The sequence below is a fragment of the Rhodococcus sp. UNC23MFCrub1.1 genome (assembly GCF_000686025.1).
In the GTDB taxonomy this organism is placed as follows: Bacteria; Actinomycetota; Actinomycetes; order Mycobacteriales; family Mycobacteriaceae; genus Rhodococcoides.
Genome location: NZ_JMLQ01000004.1, coordinates 403,162 through 421,769 on the forward strand (window position 1 = coordinate 403,162; position 18,608 = coordinate 421,769).

Sequence of the window (18,608 nt, forward strand, 5' to 3'; positions counted from 1 at the left end):
CCGACTGTGCCGGGCGGGGTCGTCTTCTGTGCAGTATGTGTACCTCGGTGTCAGTCGGCCCCGGCGGTGACGAAACCCTGCTGCACCATCCAGTCACGCGCCACCTCGGCGGGTTCCCGGCCGTCGACGTCGACCTGCTTGTTCAGCTCGGTGATGGCGTCGATGGTGAGCGCCGCGGACACCGGTGCGGTGATCTCCGCGATCTCCGGGTAGCGGTCGGCGATCTCCTGACGCAAGTTCACCGTCGCGTTGTAGCGCGGGAAGAACAGCTTGTCGTCCTCGACGACCACCAGGTCGAGACCCTTGATGCGGCCGTCGGTGGTGAACACCTCGCCGAACTTGCACTGCGAGCCGTCCGCCGTCGCCTGGTAGATGATGCCCGTCTGCAGGATCTGGCGGTTCACCGCGTTCGCGTCGAAGCCGTACGCCGCCGCCATGCCGGGGAAACCGTCCTGGCGGGAGTTGAACTCGGTCTCCACGCACACCGCCGCGGCGGCGGGATCACGCTGCACCAGGGCGGCGTAGTCGGACAGCGTCTTCACGCCGGTCTCCTGCGCCGTCTGCTGGTTCATCGCGAGTGCGTACGTGTTGTCCATCGGCGCCGGGTTGACCCAGACGATGCCGTTCGCCTTGTCCGCGTCGCGCACCGCGTCGTACTGCTCTGTCGCGTCGGGAATGGGAGTCTCGTTGCCGAGGTAGTTGATCCAGCCGGTGCCGGTGTACTCGTAGGTGACGTCGACCTGGCCGCTGATCATGGCCTGCCGCGTGCTGTTGGATCCCGAGATGTTGGTCAGGTCGCGGACGTTCGCCCCCGCCGCCTCGAGCGCGAACTCCAGGATGTAGCCGAGGATGATCTGCTCGGTGAAGTCCTTGGAACCGACGGTGAGCTCGGCGCCTTCGAGACCCGGCTGCGCCGTGATGCTTCCGGGTTCGACGGCCAGGGGCACCGCGCTGCCGGACTGCAGCCCGCAGCTGGTGAGGGCGAGGGTGGAGACCGCGCACAGTGCGATCAGGGTACGGCGCATCAGCGCAGTCCTTTCGGTCCGAGGAAGGCCTCGGCGAGAGCGCCCAACCAGTCGACGAGCAACGCCAACGCCACCGCGAGCACGGCGCCCACGACGAGGATGAGCGGCTGATTGAGCTTGTACCCGGTGTCGATGAGCACGCCGAGGCCGCCGGCGCCGACGAGGAAGCTCAGCGTGGCGGTACCGACCGCCAGCACGAGAGAGGTGCGCAGGCCGGCGAGGATGTACGGCACCGCGAGTGGGAACTCGATGCGCCACAGGATGCCGGAGCCCGACATGCCCTGTCCGCGTGCGGCATCGATGTAACTGGCGTCCACCTGCTGGAACCCCAGCATGGTGTTCCGCAGCACCGGCAGCAGCGAGTAGAACGCGATGGGCAGGACACCGACCCAGAACCCGGTGCTGCCGGTTGCCAGGAACAACAGCACCAGCAGGCCGACGGCAGGGGCAGCCTGGCCGATGTTCGCGATACCGATGAAGACGGGAGCGAGCCGTCGATAGCCGTTGCGAGTGAGGATGATTCCGAGGGGCACCGCGATCAGCACGACGAGTGCCGTCACGACGAACGTGATCAGGACGTGCTCGAGAACGCGCTGGGAGATCGTGGCGACGTTGATCGTCGCCGCCTGCGTCGCCGTGAGATCACGCGTGAGGGCGTAGACCAGCGTGACCACCACGAGGACGAGAACCAGTGCGGGCTGGACGACCAGACGGATCCGTTCGGCTCGCCGCGCTGCCCTGGCCGCGGACTTCGCATCGCCCTCTGCGTCGGCGGGATCGTCGACGACGGACGCCTCGACCGACGCCGTCACGACGACGCGCCCGAGACGGACGCCGCGCCCGCGTCGACCACGTCGTCGTGGTCGTGCGCGTGCTGCGAACGGATGGTCTTGATGGTGTCGATCAGTGCCTCGATGGTGACGGTGCCGACGTACTCGCCGCGCTTGCCCGTCACGGTCGCCGTCGCGTTGCCCTCGGCGAGCAGGGCCTCGAGCGCGTCCTGCAGCGTGGACTGGATCGACACGAGCTCACCGATCGGCACACCGACGTCGCGGAGGCTGCCCACGCCGGCGAGGTGACGACGGTCGGTCCACCGGATGGGCCGCTTCCGAAAGTCGAGGATGAGACCCCACGCCTCCGGATCGGTGCCGAGCGCCCGGTTCATCGTCTCGACCGGCTCGTCCTCACCGAAGGCGGGAACATCGCTGAGCTCGATGTCGCGCACACGCATGAGGGTGAGCTGCTTGAGAGCCGCACCGGCGCCGACGAAGCCGGCCACCGTCTCGTCGGCGGGATTGGCCAGCACGGCCTCGGGGGTGTCGTACTGCAGGATGCGGGACTGGTTGCCCAGGACGGCGATCCGGTCGCCCAGCTTGACGGCCTCGTCGAAGTCGTGTGTCACGAAGACGATCGTCTTGCCCAGCTCGGCCTGCAGGCGCATCAGCTCGTCCTGCAGGAGGCCGCGGGTGATGGGGTCGACGGCACCGAACGGCTCGTCCATCAACAGCACCGGGGGGTCGGCCGCCAGAGCGCGGGCCACACCCACGCGCTGCTGCTGCCCACCGGAGAGCTGGCGCGGGTAGCGCTCGCGGTACTGGCCCGGATCGAGTCCGACCAGATCGAGCATCTCGTCGGTGCGGTCGGAGATCTTCTTCTTGTTCCAGCCGATGAGCCCGGGGACCATGCCGACGTTCTGCGCGATCGTCATGTGCGGGAACAGGCCGGCCTGCTGGATCGAGTAGCCGATGGTGCGTCGCAGTTCGTTCGGATCGATGGACAGCGCGTCCTTGCCGCCGATCGTGATCCGGCCGGACGTGGGCTCGATGAGGCGGTTGATCATCCGCATCGTCGTCGTCTTGCCGCAGCCCGACGGTCCCACCAACACGACGACCTCACCCGCGGGGATGGTGAGCGACACGTGGTCGACCGCGGCGGCCTTCTGGTTGGGGTAGGACTTCGTCACGTCCTCGAGGACGATCTCTGCTCCGGTGGTGGTGCGAGTCGTGTCAGTCACGGATACCCCTCGAGGTGGTGAGTTTGCCGATCAGGACGTAGATCCCGTCGAGGATCAGCGCCAGGATGACGATCAGGACGGTGCCGGTGAGGGCCTGGGGAACTGCGGTGGGGCTGCCGACGCGGGCGAGGCCGGAGAACAGGAGATTGCCGAGACCGGGGCCCTTGGCGTACGCGGCGATGGCGAGAATGCCCATCGCCATCTGAGTGCTGACGCGCATCCCGGTGAGAATCGACGGCCACGCGAGAGGAATCTCGATGCGACGCAACACGGTGGCTCGGCTCATGCCGATACCGCGTGCCGCATCGCTGACCGCCGGGTTCACCGCGTCGAGTCCGACCACCGTGTTCCGGATGATCGGCAGCAACGAGTACAGCACCAGCGCGGTGACGGTCGGCTTGACGCCGAGACCGAGAATGGGAATCAGCAGTCCCAGCAGCGCGAACGACGGGATGGTGAGCACCGTGCTCGCGAGAGCGGTGGCGACGGCGGAGCCGGCGGGACTGCGGTAGACGAGAACTCCGATGGCGACACCCAGGATGGTCGCGATGACGACACACTGGACGACGGCGGAGACGTGAAGATAGGAATCGATCGCGAGCTGCCTTCGGCGGCCGACGATGAAGTCCCACAGAGCATCCATCAGGTGCAGATCCTTCGCTCGGCAACAGGAGAGACGCGACTGTGGTGGTGCCACGACGTCCGGCGGCCGGGTGGATCGTCACCCGGAACACAGCGGACACCCGTGTCTACCCCGAAAGTTCGGAGTTCAATCCAGCTTTCGGTCGAGTCGTGTCCGCATCGTTCCCGAATCGTCCCGGAAACGACGCGAGCCCGCGCCGGACAGGGTCCGGAGCGGGCTCGACGTGGTGGAGCGTGACTCAGCAGTCGTAGTACAGCTGGAACTCGTACGGATGCGGACGGAGGTTCACCGGCGCGATCTCGTTCTCACGCTTGAGCGAGATCCAGGTCTCGATCAGGTCGGTGGTGAAGACGCCACCGGCGGTGAGGTACTCGTGGTCGGCCTCGAGGCGGTCGATCACGGCAGGCAGCGAGGTGGGTGCCTGCGGGATGTTCTTCGCTTCCTCGGGCGGGAGCTCGTAGAGGTCCTTGTCGACGGGAGCGAGCGGCTCGATCTTGTTCTTGATGCCGTCCAGGCCGGCCATCATCTGCGCGGCGAACGACAGGTACGGGTTACCGGACGCGTCGGGCGCGCGGAACTCGAGACGCTTGGCCTTCGGGTTGTTGCCCGTGGTGGGGATACGGACGGCGGCCGAGCGGTTACGGCCCGAGTACACCAGGTTGATGGGGGCCTCGTATCCCGGCACCAGGCGGTGGTACGAGTTGATCGTCGGATTCGTGAACGCCAGCAGCGACGGCGCGTGGTGCAGGATGCCGCCGATGTAGTGACGAGCGAGATCCGACAGACCCGCGTAGCCCTTCTCGTCGTAGAAGAGCGGCTTGCCGTCCTTCCAGAGCGACTGGTGGACGTGCATGCCCGAGCCGTTGTCACCGAAGAGCGGCTTCGGCATGAAGGTCGCGGACTTGCCGTGCTGCCAGCAGGTGTTCTTGACGATGTACTTGAACAGCTGCAGGTCGTCGGCTGCACGCAGCATGGTGTTGAACTTGTAGTTGATCTCCTGCTGACCGCCGGTGCCGACCTCGTGGTGGCCGCGCTCGAGCTCGAAGCCCGCGTTCTGCAGGTTGGTGGAGATGGCGTCGCGGATGTCGACGTAGTGGTCGTACGGCGCGACGGGGAAGTAGCCGCCCTTCGGGCGGACCTTGTAGCCGAGGTTGGGGGACCCGTCGGCCTCGGTCTCGGCGCCGGTGTTCCAGGCGCCGGAGCTCGAGTCGAGCTCGTAGAACGCGCCGTTCATCTGGGAGTCGTAGCGCACCGAGTCGAAGATGTAGAACTCGGCCTCGGGACCGAAGAACGCGGTGTCGGCGATGCCGGTGCTGGCGAGGTACTCCTCGGCCTTGCGCGCGACGTTGCGGGGGTCGCGGCTGTAGGACTCGCGGGTGTACGGATCGTGGACGAAGAAGTCCATGTTCAGCGTCTTGGCGTGACGGAACGGGTCGATCTGAGCGGTGCCGTAGTCGGGCAGCAGCATCATGTCCGACTCGTGGATCGACTGGAAGCCACGCACGGACGAGCCATCGAACGCGAGACCGTCTTCGAGGGTGTCCTTGGTGAACGCCTTCGCCGCGATCGAGAAGTGCTGCTGGATGCCCGGGAGATCGGTGAAACGGATGTCGACGTACTCGACGCTCTCATCCGCTATGTACTTGATGACCTCTTCGGCCGTGGTGAAATCCACGCTGGAACTCCTTCTTGTCGAGTGCTGGTCCGCGACGTCTGTGTGAGTGCGGCAGCTGCGCCACGCCGACGGTAGGGAAGTGGTGTTGCCTCACCGTCAAGACCGTGTTTCGTCGGTGTTACGCGTCCCGTCGTCGCAGCTGGTGGCCGGTGGGAAGACCCTCCCGCCGGGGCGACACCTATCCTGGAGCAATGGCCCCGCACGCACACCAGTATGGAGAACACTCATGGCACGGATGACCGGATCGTGGCTCTCGGGCCCCGCCGCCGCGCTGCCCGACGGTGACCACGAGCAGCAGGCCTACCAGGGCGAGTACCTGGGACTTCCCAAGGTGGGGCCGGGTTCGCTCGCGCCGACACCGAGGCGTGTCGCGGCGTTGGCCATCGACTGGCTGATGTCGATGGGTGTGTCCGCGCTGTTCCTCGGCGGCAGTGTCGCCGGGGGCAACCTGTCGACCCTGACCCTGGGAGTGTGGTTCCTGCTCGGATTCGTGTCCGTGAGCTTGTTCTCCTTCACGCCCGGTCAGTTCTGCATGGGCATGCAGGTGGCGCGCATCGACGCTCCGGGCCGCGTGGGAGTCGTGCGCGCGCTGGTGCGTCAGGTCTTCATCGCCTTCGTGGTGCCCGCCGTCATCACCGACATCGACAGCCGCGGCATGCACGACCGCGCGACGGGCACCGCACTCCTCATGTCCCGGTAGTGGGGCTCACCCCTCGTGCGCCCTTTGCGCATCCCTGGGTACGCACAAGGCGCACGGGGCCGGAGGCCACTAGCGACGCTTGATGGTGCGCTGCACACCCTTCATCTTCGCGCCGCCCGGCATCGGTCCCTTGGGGAGTGCCGGGCCACCGCGCGCGCCCAGCGCCGAGAGCCGTGACTCGATGGTCTCCATGCGCTTGCTGTCGATGTTCTTCGGCAGCTTGGTCAGGTACTTCTGCAGCTGCGAGAGCGGCACCTGGCCCTCGTCGTTGCCGACGACGACGTCGTAGATCGGGGTGTCGCCGACGAGGCGTGCGGTCTTCTTCTTCTCCTGCGCCAGCAGTGCCTTCACGCGCTGCGGTGCGCCCTCGGCCACCAGGATGACGCCGGGACGACCGATGACGCGGTGCACGGCGTCCAGCTGCGTGGTGCCGGCGATGGCGGTCTTGACACGCCACCCGCCCTGCAGGTTGTCCAGTGCCCACGCGGCGGCGCCGGCCTGGCCCTCGGCCTTGCCGTACACCGACTTCTGCACGCGGCGACCGAAGATCACGAACGCGATGAGCACACCGATGAGGAGCCCGAACGGCAGCAGGAGCCACTCGATCCCGAAGATCAGCCCGATCAGGAAGAACAGCACCGCCATACCGACGACCGATCCGATCATCAGCGGCAGGAGGAGCTTGTCCTCCTTGCGCTGCATCTGGAAGGCCTGCCACAACTGGGAGCGCCGTTCCTTCGAGGCCTGCTTGCGTGCTGCCTTCGCCGCGGCCTTCGCCTCTTTCGAGGCCTTGCCCTTGCCTACTGTACCGCCGTTCGCCATGGCTCCCAGGATAGGCGCAGACGCAGCGCGGCCCGCCATCCGGTAGGACGGCGGGCCGCGTGGTGTCGCTGGGGGTGTGGGGTCAGCGGGCTGCCAGGCGCGCCATCAGCGAGCTGGCTTCCTGGGACGCCTCGCCGCCGTGCTCGAGGTGGGACATGTTCTCGGAGATCGCACGGCCGTGGTGAGCCATGGCCTGCGCGTAGAGGCGACCCGCGCGGTACGAGGAGCGGACCAGGGGACCGGCGAGGACGCCGGCGTAGCCCATGGCCTCGGCGGCCTTGGAGTGCTCGACGAACTCCTCCGGCTTGGCCCACCGGTCGACCGGATGGTGCCGCGGCGACGGGCGCAGGTACTGGGTGATGGTGAGGATGTCGCAGCCGGCGTCGTGCAGGTCCTGCATCGCCTGCGTGACTTCCTCGTAAGTCTCGCCCATGCCCAGGATCAGGTTCGACTTGGTCACCAGGCCGGCGTCGCGCGCCGCGGTGATGACGTCGAGGCTGCGCTGGTAGCGGAACGCGGGACGGATGCGCTTGAAGATGCGCGGCACCGTCTCCACGTTGTGCGCGAGCACCTCGGGGCGCGAGGAGAAGACCTCGGCCAGTTGGTCGGGGTCGGCGTTGAAGTCGGGGATCAGCAGCTCGACACCGGTGTTGGGGTTGAGGCGCTTGATCTCACGGACGGTCTCGGCGTACAGCCAGGCGCCGCCGTCCTCGAGATCGTCGCGGGCGACACCCGTGATGGTGGAGTAGCGCAGACCCATCGCCTGCACCGACTCGGCCACGCGGCGCGGCTCGTCCCGATCGAGGTCGGCAGGTTTGCCGGTGTCGATCTGGCAGAAGTCGCAGCGACGGGTGCACTGCTCACCGCCGATGAGGAACGTGGCTTCGCGGTCTTCCCAGCATTCGTAGATGTTGGGACACCCGGCCTCTTCGCACACCGTGTGCAGTCCCTCGCGCTTGACGAGTCCCTTGAGTTCGGAGTACTCGGGGCCCATCTTCGCGCGGGTCTTGATCCACGACGGTTTGCGTTCGATCGGGGTCTCCGCGTTTCGGATCTCGAGGCGGAGAAGCTTGCGTCCGTTCGGAGCTTGTGCAGGAGAGTTCTCGGGTGCGACGGTCACCGCATCGATGCTACTCGCGGGGGGTCATCCGCCGAAGTTCACCGTGGTGAAGCGTGGCGTGGGTGCGACGGGCGTTCTGTCCAGATCGTGCACCGCCAACGGCAGGCGACCGTCGAGTGCGTCCAGGATGCGCTGCGTGACCGCCGGAGTGACCTCGTCGACGGTCACGTCGCGGCCGAGTTCGTCCGACAGTGTGGTGACGCCGGCGTCCGCGATACCGCACGGAACGATGATGCCGAATCCCTCCAGGGACGCATTGCAGTTCAGGGCGAAGCCGTGCAGAGCCACACCCCGCTGCACGCGAACCCCGATGGCAGCCACCTTGCGTTCGGGCTGCCATCCCGGACCAGAATTTCGGGCTCCGCGCACCTCGCCGGCCGCGAGCCAGACCCCGGAACGGCCGTCGATACGCCCGACCTCGAGGCCCAGATCGGTGCACACGGCGATGAGTGCCTCCTCGATCAGCCGGACGTACCGAACGACGTCGACGGGCTCCGCGAGCCGCACGATGGGATAGCCGACCAGCTGCCCGGGACCGTGCCAGGTGATCTTGCCGCCACGGTCGACGTCGATGACGGGGGTGCCATCGCGCGGCCGATCCTCGGGAGCCGTACGCCGACCCGCGGTGAAGACGGCGGGATGCTCGAGAAGCAGCAACTCGTCGGCGCCGACGTTCTCGGCACGACGGCCGGCGACCTCGCGCTGGATCTCGAGAGCGTCGAGGTAGTCGATCGTGCCGAGCGAACGCACGAGCATCGGCCGGGAGTCGGCGCGGGCGGAGCGGGTGATCATGACATCGAAGAGTACGCCGCCGGGTCAGCCGACGGTGTCCGCGAGCGCCTCTCCGATGGTGTTGTGCTCGAACGTGAATCCGTGCTTCTCGAGCACCGCGGGGATGGCTCGCGGATTGTGCAGGATGGCCTCGTTCGCGAACTCGCCGATGATCGCGGAGATCGCGAACCCGGGCACCATCCACGGTGCCGGGCGATGCACCGCTCGCGACATGGCGCTGTTGAACTGGGCGTTGGTCACCGGTGCGGGCCCCTGGAGGTTGACCGGTCCGGTGATGTCCTGATTCTCTAGGGTGAAGACGATCGCCCGGACCTCGTCCGTCAGTGAGATCCACGGGAAGTACTGGCGGCCGCTGCCGAGCCGACCGCCCAGCGCGAAGAGGTACAGCGGGCGGAGCTTGCCCATCATGCCGCCGTGCCGGGACAGGACGGCAGCGCTGCGCAGGAACACCACCCGGACGCCGTTCGAGGCCGCGAAGGACGTGGCGTCCTCCCAGTCGCGACACACCTCGGCGAGGAAGCCCGTACCGACCGGCGCCGTCTCGTCGACCACGGTGTCGCCGGTATCACCGTAGAAGTTGATGCCGCTGGCGTTGACGAGCGTCGGCACCTTCGCCTCGACGACGGCGCGGGAGATCACCTCTGTGGGGACGATGCGACTGTCGCGGACGGCCTGCTTGTACGCGCCGGTCCACCGCTTGTCACCGATCCCGACACCGCACAGGTTCACCACGGCGTCGGCGCCCTGGAGAGCCTCCGGGTCGAGTGACCCGGCGGTGGGATCCCAGCCGATCTCGTCCGGTCCCGCGGGTGCACGGCGGACGAGGCGGAAGACGTCGTGCCCTCCGCTGCGCAACGCCGCCACGAGCGACGTGCCGATGAGTCCGGACGAACCTGCGATGACGATGCGCACGAGTGACTGCCTCCTGGGACGGCGACGGGGGCACCCACTGCACGGTGTGCAGCGAGTGCCCCCTCGTTCGACAGGTCACAGATTCCCGGAGGTCGGGGCTGCGAAGTGTCGGGGACTTCCGAGATTACCGAAGAAGCGTCAGAGGCCGAGGTCGGCTTCGAACGCGCCCTCCTCGAGGCGGTGCTTGATGGTGGTCAGGAAGCGACCCGCATCGGCGCCGTCGACGAGACGGTGGTCGTAGGTGAGCGGCAGGAACGCCATGGAGCGGACACCGATGGACTCGCTGCCCGAGGCGTCGGTCACCACGACCGGGCGCTTGACGATGGCCCCGGTGCCCAACATGGCGGCCTGCGGCGGAACAAGGATCGGCGTGTCGAACAGGGCGCCCTGGCTGCCGATGTTGGTGATGGTGAACGTGCCACCGGACAGCTCGTCCGGCTTGAGGCCGTTCGACCGTGCCCGTGCCGCGATGTCCGCGATGGCGCGTGCGATGCCGGCCAGCGACAGGTCGCCCGCGTTGTGGATGACGGGGGAGAGGAGGCCCTGCTCGGTGTCCACCGCGATGCCCAGGTGCTCGGCGTCGTGGTACGTGATCTCCTTCTTCTCCTCGTCGATGCTCGCGTTCACGTTGGGGTGAACCTTGAGCGCCTCGACGACGGCCTTCGCGAAGAACGGCAGGAACGTCAGGTTGACGCCCTCGCGCTCCTTGAACGTGGCCTTGGCGCGGGTGCGCAGTGCTGCCACCTTGGTCAGGTCGACCTCGAACACCTGCGTGAGCTGCGCCGACGTCTGCAGCGACTCGCGGGTCTTCTTGGCGGTGATCTGCCGGATGCGATTGATCTTCTGCGTCGAACCGCGCAGGTGCGCGAGTTCGGGCCGCACGCCGGCAGTGGACGGTGCCGAGGGCTTGGCGGACGCGGCGGGAGCTGCGGCAGCCGGAGCAGCCTTCTCCTCGGCCGGTGCCTTCTTCGCCTCTGCGGCGGCGAGGACGTCCTGCTTGCGGATGCGCCCACCCACGCCGGTTCCCGACAGGGAGTTCAGGTCGACGTCGTTCTCCTGCGCGAGCTTGCGCACGAGCGGCGTGACGTACGGGCTGGAACCGCCGGCGTTCGAGCCGCCGGCCGGCGCCTCGGACTCCGATTTCGAGGAGTTCTCGGACTTGCTCTCGGACTTCGGCTCCGGCGTGTAGACCTCGCCGGCGGGCTCGGGGTCGGCCTGCTTGGCGGGCCTCTCGGCGGGCTTCGCCTCCGCCTCGGGCTCCGGCTTCTTCTCCGGCTCGGGCTTCTTCTCGGGCTCCGGCTCGGGCGCGGATTCCTTCTTCGCGGGAGCACCGGAACCGATGACGGCGAGCTGGCCGCCGACCTCGACGGTGTCGTCCTCCTCGGCGCTGATCTCGAGCAGGGTGCCGGCGACCGGGGACGGGATCTCGGTGTCGACCTTGTCGGTGGAGACCTCGAGGAGCGGCTCGTCCACGGCGACCTCGTCGCCGACGGCCTTGAGCCACCGGGTGACGGTGCCCTCCGTGACGGACTCGCCCAGTTCGGGCATCGTGACGGGAGTGCCGTCGCCGCCACCGGTGGAACCGCTGCTCGCACCGCCGTCGTCGTCGCTGTCGGGTGCGGGCGCGTCGGCCTCGCTCTCGCCCTCGACGGACGCCTGCTCGGCGGCGTCGGACGGGCCTGCGTCGGCTTCGTCGCTGCTCGAGTCGTCGCTGCTCGAGTCGTCGCTGCTCGAGTCGTCGCCGTCGGACGGCGCCTCGTCCGCGTCACCGATGACACCGAGCTCACCGCCGATCTCGACAGTGTCGTCCTCCTGCGCGACGATCTTGGTCAGGACACCCGCTGCCGGAGACGGAATCTCCGTGTCCACCTTGTCGGTGGAGACTTCGAGCAAGGGTTCGTCGACTTCGACCGTGTCCCCCTCCTGTTTCAGCCACCGTGTGACAGTCCCCTCGGTGACGCTTTCACCGAGAGCTGGCATCTGGACGGAGAAGGTCATGTCTGTTGACTCCTCGACAAGTTGTAGTACGGGTGTAGCGGCTCGTGGTCGCTAGCGGGTGTGGTGTCTAGCCGGTCGCGGTACGTGGACCATTGTGGCCGCGTCGCACCGTTCTCGCGGCGAGTTGTGCCGGTAACGGGTGACGCGCACCGTGAGATGGTTCACGCGATGCCCGATCATCCTGTCACTTCGTGAGACGGTTCGCGCTCGGTGGGGTCGGCGTGCCGTCCGGATGATGGTGTGGACCGGATTGAGTGCATTTCGTGCACGCGAGAGTCGCGTGCACTGCTCGGCGGATGGAGGAGACACCGTGGGACTGTTCGACAGATTCAAGCGCCCGAGTCGATCCCGAGGCGGAGCGTCGTCGTCCGACAGAGCGCATCTCGCCGACTGGACGGCCGCCCGCATCGGCGTCGAGGCCTACGTCGAACCGGAGACGACGGTCACTCCGATCACCGTGGTGCTGGTCGCGAACGACGGTGAGTGGACCCGCCGCGCGGTGGGCGGCGAGAAGGGCGCGCGCAAGCTGGGCGAGGACCTGAAGATCCCGGTCTACGACGTGCGCAAGACCGGGTATCCCCAGCGGATGCGGGACCACGACGCCCGACAGAAGATCATCCGGAGGCGCGAGCAGGGAGCCTGAGCTCCCCGCTCGCGCGAGCGGGTCAGCCCTGCTCGGCGATGTCCTCGAGCACCGAGATCATGGTGCGCACCGGGACACCGGTGCCGCCCTTGCTCGTGTAGCCGTGCGGCCCGCCGGTGTTGAAGGCCGGCCCGGCCACGTCGATGTGCGCCCACTGGACGCCCTCGGCGACGAACTCCTTCAGGTAGAGCCCGGCCGCGAGCATGCCGCCCCACCGGTGGTTGGTGACGTTGGCGAGGTCGGCGACGCGGGAGTCGAGATCGGGTCGCAGTTCGGCCGGCAGCGGCATCGCCCAGGCGTTCTCGCCGATGCGCTGCGATATGGCGGCGACGCGGTCGCGGAACACCTCGGTGCCCATGACACCCGGGGTGCGTGTGCCGAGGGCGACCATCTGCGCTCCGGTGAGGGTCGCGGTGTCGATGAGGTAGTCCGGCTCGTCCTCGCAGGCGCGCACGATGGCGTCGGCGAGAATGAGGCGGCCCTCGGCGTCGGTGTTGATGACCTCGACCGTGGTGCCGCCGTACTGGGTCAGCACGTCGCCGGGACGCTGCGCCGTGGACGACGGCATGTTCTCGGCCATCGGCACCGTCGCGGTGACGTCGATCGGCAGTTTCAACTTGGCCGCCAGCACCACCGTCGCGACGACGGCGGCCGCGCCGGCCATGTCCGAGGTCATGTTCTCCATGCCCGCCGCGGGCTTGATCGAGATGCCGCCGGTGTCGAACGTGATGCCCTTGCCGACGAGAGCGACGGTGGGGGACTTCTTCTTCCCGCCGGACCAGGACAGCCGGACCAGACGCGGCGGGCGGGACGAGCCCTTGCCGACGCCGACGATGCCGCCGTAGCCCCCGCGCTCGAGTGCCTTCTCGTCGAGCACCTGCACGGTGAGGCCGGCCTCGGTCCCGAGGGCACGGCCGCGCTCGGCGAACTCGGCCGGGAAGAGGTGGCTCGGGGGCGTGTTGACGAGGTCACGCGCGGTGGCGACCGCCTCGGCGACGGCCTCGGAGCGCGCGAGTTCGGCGCGAGCCTGCTTGTCGCGCGGCGATCCGACGAGCAGATCCACCCGCGTGATCGGTGTCGCGTCGTCCTTGGGCGCCGACTTCTGCTTGTACTCGCTGAACTGGTAGGCGCCGAGGTAGAGGCCCTCCGCGGCGGCGGCGAGGCCGACGGCGGACAGGGTCGTCGCGACGTGGCCGATGCCGGTGAGCGCGCGCGCCGCCGATCCGGCCGCACGACGCAGCACGTCGTCGGTGCGCTCGGCGGCGGTGCCCAGACCGACGGCGAGAACGCTGGCGGCGGGCAGGGACGAGGGTGCGGGAACGCGGGTGACCTGATCGGCCCGGCCGGTGGCGCCGAGGGCCGTGACCGCGGCGAGGACGTCTGCGGCGGCGTTCCCGAGGAAGTCCTCGCCGACGATGCGGACACCGTCGTCGGTCTTCTCGAGTCCGACGACGACGACCTCGACGGCCTTGTCGATGGTTCCGGCGAGGACCAGTTCGGGTCCGAGTGTGCGCTGCGACTGACTGCTCACGTGCTGCTGCTCCTGATGGTCGGGGACGGTCGGTGAGGGTGGAGCGACGCAGTCGATCGTATGCCGACCCCGACATCGGGCTCGTCTGAGTTAGCGTTCCCCACCATGAGCGAAGAGTTGTTGCACGGTCCGGTCCACGAGGCGCACGTCGCCCTCGGAGCCACGTTCGCCCCCTTCGGCGGGTGGACGATGCCGGTGTCGTACGCGGGCACCGTCTCCGAGCACACGTCGACGCGCACCACCGCGGGGTTGTTCGACGTGAGTCACCTGGGCAAGGCGGTCGTCTCCGGTCCCGGCGCCGCGGCGTACGTCGACTCGGTGCTGACCAACGCGCTCGACCGCATCGGGCCCGGCCAGGCGCAGTACACGTTGTGCTGCACCGAGAACGGCGGAGTGGTCGACGACCTCATCGCCTACCTCGTGTCCGACGACGAGGTGTTCCTCGTGCCCAACGCGGCCAACACCGCCGCCGTGGTCGAGGTGCTCGCGCAGGGTGCCCCGGCCGGCATCGAGGTCCGCTCGGCCCACCGGGAGTACGGCGTCCTCGCCGTGCAGGGACCGCGGTCGGCCGACGTCCTCGCCGCCGTCGGGCTGCCGTCCTCCCTCGATTACATGGCGTTCGAGGACGTCGCGTTCGGATCCGGCTCGGTACGGGTCTGTCGCACCGGCTACACGGGGGAGCACGGGTACGAGCTGCTGCCGCAGTGGGACACGGCCGCGTCGCTGTTCGAGGCGCTGCTGGGCGCGGTGCGCGAGGTGGGCGGCGAGCCCGCCGGTCTCGGAGCGCGCGACACGCTGCGCACCGAGATGGGCTACCCGCTGCACGGGCACGAGCTGTCCGTCGACATCAGTCCGCTGGAAGCGCGCTGCGGCTGGGCGGTGGGCTGGAAGAAGGACGAGTTCCGCGGACGCGACGCCCTCGTGGCGCAGAAGGAGGCGGGCGCACCCCGCACCCTCGTCGGCCTCCGCGCCGTCGGACGCGGTGTGCTGCGTCCGGATCTGACCGTCCTGCGCCCGGGGAATTCGGTCGGCACCGGAGAACCGGTCGGTGCGACCACGTCCGGCACCTTCTCGCCGACCCTCAAGGTGGGCATCGCGCTCGCGTTGCTCGACACCGCGGCGGGCGTCGCCGTCGGTGACGCGGTCGACGTGGACGTGCGTGGTCGGGCGATCGCGTGCGAGGTGGTCAGGCCGCCGTTCGTCGAGGCGCACGTGCGGTGAGATGCCACACCACGCTGCTTTAGAGTGTTCGGCATGACTGGCCTGGAATTCACGCGTCACGAGCACCCGTCGCCCGCCACCGCGGAAGCGCGGGCAGCGGTGTTGCAGGCGCCCGGGTTCGGCGTGCACTTCACCGATCACATGGTGGCCATCGACTACGACGCCGGCACCGGGTGGCACGACGCGGTGGTGACGCCCTACGCGCCGTTCCCGATGGATCCCGCGGCCATGGTTCTGCACTACGGCCAGGCCATCTTCGAAGGTCTCAAGGTCTACCGCCAGCCCGACGGCAGTCTCGCGTCGTTCCGCCCCGGCGCGAACGCGGAGCGCCTGCAGAGCTCGGCCGCGCGGTTGGCGATGCCGGCCCTGCCGGTGGAGCTGTTCCGCGAGTCCATCGAGCAGCTGCTCGCCGTCGACCACGAGTGGGTGCCCGTCGCCGGCGGCGAGGACGCGCTCTACCTGCGGCCGTTCATGTTCGCCACCGAGGCGGGGCTGGGCGTGCGCCCGTCGTCCTCCTACCGCTACCTCCTCATCGCCTCGCCCGCCGGCGCGTACTTCCCGCGCGGGGTCAAGCCGGTCAGCGTGTGGCTCTCCACCGAGTACGTGCGCGCCGCGCCGGGCGGCACCGGAGCCGCGAAGTTCGCGGGCAACTACGCAGCCTCCCTGCTGGCCCAGGCGCAGGCCGCGGACCAGGGCTGCGACCAGGTCGTGTGGCTCGACGCTCTCGAGCGCCGCTACGTCGAGGAGATGGGCGGGATGAACCTGTTCTTCGTCTTCGGCTCCGGACCCGACGCGCGGTTGGTCACGCCGTCCCTGTCCGGCTCGCTGCTGCCCGGCATCACGCGTGACTCGCTGCTGGCGCTCGCCACCGACGCGGGCTTCGCCGTGGAGGAGCGCAAGATCTCCACGGACGAGTGGCAGAAGAAGGCGGAGTCGGGCGAGATCACCGAGGTCTTCGCGTGCGGCACCGCAGCCGTGATCACCCCCGTCGGCAGTGTGAAGTCGGCCGAGGGCGACTTCCGCATCGGTACCGGAGAGCCCGGCGAGGTCACCATGGCGCTGCGCGACACACTCACCGGAATCCAGCGCGGCACCTTCGCCGACACCCACGGCTGGATGAGCACGCTGCGCGACTGATCGCTCAGCCGACGAGGCAGAGCACGAGCACCACGGCGGTGGTCAGCTCGATGCTCGCCCCGAGCACGTCACCGACGAGACCGCCGAATCGCCGAACGCAGTGCCGGGCGAGCAGAGTGACGGCAGCGAGTGCCACCGCGACGGCTGCCACTCCCTGCAGCGGGACGCCGGGGACGGCGAGCAGCCCGGCGGCGAGTGCCACGAGGACCCACAGGGTGACCACGGCGGGTGACTGCGACGCCGCGACGAGTGAGCCGAAGCCACTGCCGGTGGCGGCGGGCACCGAGCGGCGGCACACGATCACGACGGCGCACCGGGACACGACGGCAGCGACCACGATCGCGAGAGCGTCTCCCCGAGAGACGAGTTCGCCCATGGCCACCGCCTGCACGCCGAGAATCAGAACGAGGGTCGCGGCCCCGAACGGTCCGGTGGACCCGGACTTCATGATCGCCAGCGCACGCTCGGCCGGGCCGTAGGACCCGAGTCCGTCCGCGGTGTCCGCGAGCCCGTCGAGATGCATTCCGCGGGTCAACAGCGCCAGGATGCCGACGCCCATCAGTCCCGCGAGCAGGGGCGGCAGGTCGGCTGCGGCGCACGACCACACCACCAGTGCGGCCGCGCCGCCCAGCGCCAGGCCCACGAGCGGGACGATCCCGATCGCGCGGCGTGCGTCGTCGCGATCGACGGCGTCCGGACCACGCACCGGCAGCACCGTCAGCCAGGAGAACGCCAGGCGCACCGGGTCCAGGAACATCAGGGCCGCGTGCTCACTCCGGCATCGGAGAACGTCGCCATGTCGGCGAGTGTCGCGACGGCACCGGACAGGATCGGCAGCGCGACCATCGCCCCCGAGCCCTCGCCGAGGCGCATCGACAGGTCGAGCAGGGGATCGAGTCGCAGGTGTGCGAGCGCCAAGGCGTGTGCCGGTTCCGTCGACCGATGGCCGGCCAGCCACCACGACGAGGCGCCGACCGAGAGATCGTTCGCGACCAGTGCCGCCGCCGTGACGACGACGCCGTCGAGCAGCACCGGTGTGCGACGCACCGCGGCCTGCACCAGGAAGCCGGTCATCGCGGCGAGATCGGCGCCGCCGACGGTGCGCAGCAGTGCGATCGGGTCGCGGGTGACGGGACGCGCACGCCGCAGGGCGTCACGGATCGCGGCGGTCTTGCGGATCCACCCCGCGTCGTCGATGCCGGTACCGCGGCCGACCGCCGCCACCGGTTCGGTGTTGGTGACGGCAGCGATCAGCACGGTGGCGGGGGTGGTGTTGCCGATGCCCATGTCGCCGGCGATCAACAGGTCGGCGCCGCCGTCGACCTCCTCGTCGGCGATGTCGCGGCCCGCTGTCAGGGCGGCGATCACCTCGTCCTGCGACAGTGCGTCCTCGCGGTCGATCGACCCACTGGAGCGACGCACCTTGTGCGACGACACGGAGTCGTCGGTGTCCGCGTCGACCGCGATGTCCACCACTCGCACGGTCGCACCGGACACCGTCGCCAACGCGTTGATCGCGGCGCCGCCGGCGGCGATGTTCGCGACCATCTGCGCCGTCACCTCGGGCGGGTACGCGGAGACCCCACCGCGGGCGATGCCGTGATCGCCGGCGAAGACCACGGCGCGAGCCCGAGCGAACCGATGCGGAGGGCTCACGCCCTGGCACGACGCGACCCACACGGCGAGGTCCTCGAGACGGCCGAGCGAGTCCGCGGGCTTGGTCAACGACGACTGCCTGGCTCTCGCCTCACGGGCGATCTCGGCGTCGGGTGGATCCACCGGACGGAACAGTGCGGAACTCTCGGTCACCACGTGCCTCTCGATCGGTCGGTGGGTCGGTCACTCGGTCGGGTGAGGGGGACGGACAACCCGGCCACCACCAACGTCACCGCGTCACACACCTGCGCGAGACGGGCGTTCGCGGCACCGATCTCGTCGCGGAAGAGTCTGCCCGCCCGCGACTCCGGGATCACGCCCAGACCCACCTCGGGGGAGACGAGCACCAGCGGACCCTCGAACCGGTCGACGGCCGTCACCAGGTCGTCGACCGCGGCCACCACCGTGCCGCGCGGCGAGTCCCACGCGCGCAGATCGTCCAGCGCGCCGGTGAGCCAGGTCCCCAGGTCGTCGACCAGTGTGGGCACGTCGTCCCGCAGGGCCTCGGACAGTGCCGCGTACGAGGTGATCTCGACCGTGGACCAGTGCTTAGGCCGCGTCCGTCGATGCGTGTCGATGCGGGCGTCCCAATCGGCGTCCGCACTGTTCCGCCGCCCGGTGGCCACGTACCGGACCTCGGCGTGACCGGCCAGCAACGACTCCGCATGGCCGGACTTGCCGGACCGGGCACCTCCGAGGACGAGCGTGCGCGTCACCGC

18 protein-coding genes are annotated in these 18,608 nt (G+C 69.0%); 4 read left to right on the plus strand and 14 right to left on the minus strand.

The window, feature by feature from the left end; all coding sequences use genetic code 11:
* Positions 1–50: 50 nt before the first annotated feature.
* The 5 genes from BR07_RS0112850 to glnA form a co-directional block, all read right to left on the minus strand.
* On the minus strand, positions 51–1,025 hold the full coding sequence (locus tag BR07_RS0112850) for a glycine betaine ABC transporter substrate-binding protein (RefSeq protein ID WP_027505791.1): 975 nt from the start codon (positions 1,023–1,025) through the stop codon (positions 51–53).
* Entirely contained in the window at positions 1,025–1,837 is an 813-nt protein-coding gene (locus tag BR07_RS0112855) for an ABC transporter permease (RefSeq protein ID WP_027505792.1), read from the minus strand. The genes BR07_RS0112850 and BR07_RS0112855 overlap by 1 nt, the downstream gene beginning before the upstream one ends.
* Positions 1,834–3,039: an ABC transporter ATP-binding protein gene (locus BR07_RS24445; RefSeq protein WP_051613360.1), complete on the minus strand. Its 1,206-nt coding sequence runs from the start codon at positions 3,037–3,039 to the stop codon at positions 1,834–1,836. Before BR07_RS24445 ends, BR07_RS0112855 begins: the two co-directional genes overlap by 4 nt.
* On the minus strand, positions 3,032–3,682 hold the full coding sequence (locus tag BR07_RS0112865) for an ABC transporter permease (protein ID WP_027505793.1): 651 nt from the start codon (positions 3,680–3,682) through the stop codon (positions 3,032–3,034). Before BR07_RS0112865 ends, BR07_RS24445 begins: the two co-directional genes overlap by 8 nt.
* A 238-nt stretch (positions 3,683–3,920) precedes the next feature.
* Positions 3,921–5,357 carry a type I glutamate--ammonia ligase gene (glnA, locus tag BR07_RS0112870; protein WP_027505794.1) on the minus strand — a complete coding sequence of 479 codons (1,437 nt, stop codon included), beginning with the start codon at positions 5,355–5,357 and terminating at the stop codon, positions 3,921–3,923.
* A gap of 226 nt (positions 5,358–5,583) precedes the next feature.
* Between glnA and BR07_RS0112875 the strand changes: the two genes are divergently transcribed.
* Positions 5,584–6,057 (plus strand): RDD family protein, encoded by a 474-nt coding sequence (locus BR07_RS0112875; protein ID WP_027505795.1) that lies wholly within the window; start codon positions 5,584–5,586, stop codon positions 6,055–6,057.
* A 69-nt stretch (positions 6,058–6,126) separates the two neighbouring features.
* On the opposite strand, the gene BR07_RS0112880 is transcribed toward BR07_RS0112875, so the two are convergent.
* The 5 genes from BR07_RS0112880 to sucB all read right to left on the minus strand — a co-directional run bounded on the left by BR07_RS0112880 (position 6,127) and on the right by sucB (position 11,701).
* Positions 6,127–6,879 (minus strand): DUF4191 domain-containing protein, encoded by a 753-nt coding sequence (locus BR07_RS0112880; RefSeq protein WP_027505796.1) that lies wholly within the window; start codon positions 6,877–6,879, stop codon positions 6,127–6,129.
* An 82-nt stretch (positions 6,880–6,961) separates the two neighbouring features.
* Positions 6,962–7,999, minus strand: a complete 1,038-nt coding sequence (lipA, locus tag BR07_RS0112885; RefSeq protein WP_027505797.1) for a lipoyl synthase — start codon at positions 7,997–7,999, stop codon at positions 6,962–6,964.
* Positions 8,000–8,023: 24 nt separating this feature from the next.
* Positions 8,024–8,791 (minus strand): lipoyl(octanoyl) transferase LipB, encoded by a 768-nt coding sequence (lipB, locus tag BR07_RS0112890; RefSeq protein ID WP_027505798.1) that lies wholly within the window; start codon positions 8,789–8,791, stop codon positions 8,024–8,026.
* Between the two features lie 24 nt (positions 8,792–8,815).
* Complete coding sequence (locus BR07_RS0112895; protein ID WP_027505799.1) at positions 8,816–9,703, minus strand: TIGR01777 family oxidoreductase; 888 nt, start codon at positions 9,701–9,703, stop codon at positions 8,816–8,818.
* A 138-nt stretch (positions 9,704–9,841) separates the two neighbouring features.
* Positions 9,842–11,701, minus strand: coding sequence for a 2-oxoglutarate dehydrogenase, E2 component, dihydrolipoamide succinyltransferase (sucB, locus tag BR07_RS0112900; RefSeq protein ID WP_027505800.1), 1,860 nt, complete (start codon positions 11,699–11,701; stop codon positions 9,842–9,844).
* A gap of 310 nt (positions 11,702–12,011) precedes the next feature.
* On the opposite strand from sucB, the gene BR07_RS0112905 reads away from it, so the two are divergent.
* Complete coding sequence (locus BR07_RS0112905) at positions 12,012–12,344, plus strand: hypothetical protein (protein WP_027505801.1); 333 nt, start codon at positions 12,012–12,014, stop codon at positions 12,342–12,344.
* A 22-nt stretch (positions 12,345–12,366) separates the two neighbouring features.
* Here the strand turns inward: BR07_RS0112905 and BR07_RS0112910 are convergent, their stop codons facing one another.
* The gene (locus tag BR07_RS0112910; protein ID WP_027505802.1) at positions 12,367–13,875 is read right to left on the minus strand and encodes a leucyl aminopeptidase; all 1,509 of its coding nucleotides are present in this window, start codon (positions 13,873–13,875) and stop codon (positions 12,367–12,369) included.
* Between the two features lie 105 nt (positions 13,876–13,980).
* Here BR07_RS0112910 and gcvT point away from each other — a divergent pair, with 105 nt between their 5' ends.
* Entirely contained in the window at positions 13,981–15,096 is a 1,116-nt protein-coding gene (gene gcvT / locus BR07_RS0112915; RefSeq protein ID WP_027505803.1) for a glycine cleavage system aminomethyltransferase GcvT, read from the plus strand.
* A gap of 33 nt (positions 15,097–15,129) precedes the next feature.
* Positions 15,130–16,233 carry a branched-chain amino acid aminotransferase gene (locus BR07_RS0112920; RefSeq protein WP_027505804.1) on the plus strand — a complete coding sequence of 368 codons (1,104 nt, stop codon included), beginning with the start codon at positions 15,130–15,132 and terminating at the stop codon, positions 16,231–16,233.
* Between the two features lie 4 nt (positions 16,234–16,237).
* Here the strand turns inward: BR07_RS0112920 and cobS are convergent, their stop codons facing one another.
* From cobS to BR07_RS0112935, 3 genes are read right to left on the minus strand one after another with little or no spacing between them, the layout of a single operon-like run.
* A complete protein-coding gene (cobS, locus tag BR07_RS0112925) occupies positions 16,238–16,984 on the minus strand; it encodes an adenosylcobinamide-GDP ribazoletransferase (RefSeq protein WP_197027798.1) in 747 nt (248 codons plus the stop codon).
* 5 nt (positions 16,985–16,989) lie between these two features.
* Positions 16,990–18,045 (minus strand): nicotinate-nucleotide--dimethylbenzimidazole phosphoribosyltransferase, encoded by a 1,056-nt coding sequence (gene cobT, locus BR07_RS24450; RefSeq protein WP_037185716.1) that lies wholly within the window; start codon positions 18,043–18,045, stop codon positions 16,990–16,992.
* Complete coding sequence (locus BR07_RS0112935; protein WP_051613362.1) at positions 18,039–18,605, minus strand: bifunctional adenosylcobinamide kinase/adenosylcobinamide-phosphate guanylyltransferase; 567 nt, start codon at positions 18,603–18,605, stop codon at positions 18,039–18,041. Before BR07_RS0112935 ends, cobT begins: the two co-directional genes overlap by 7 nt.
* Between the last annotated feature and the right edge of the window lie 3 nt (positions 18,606–18,608).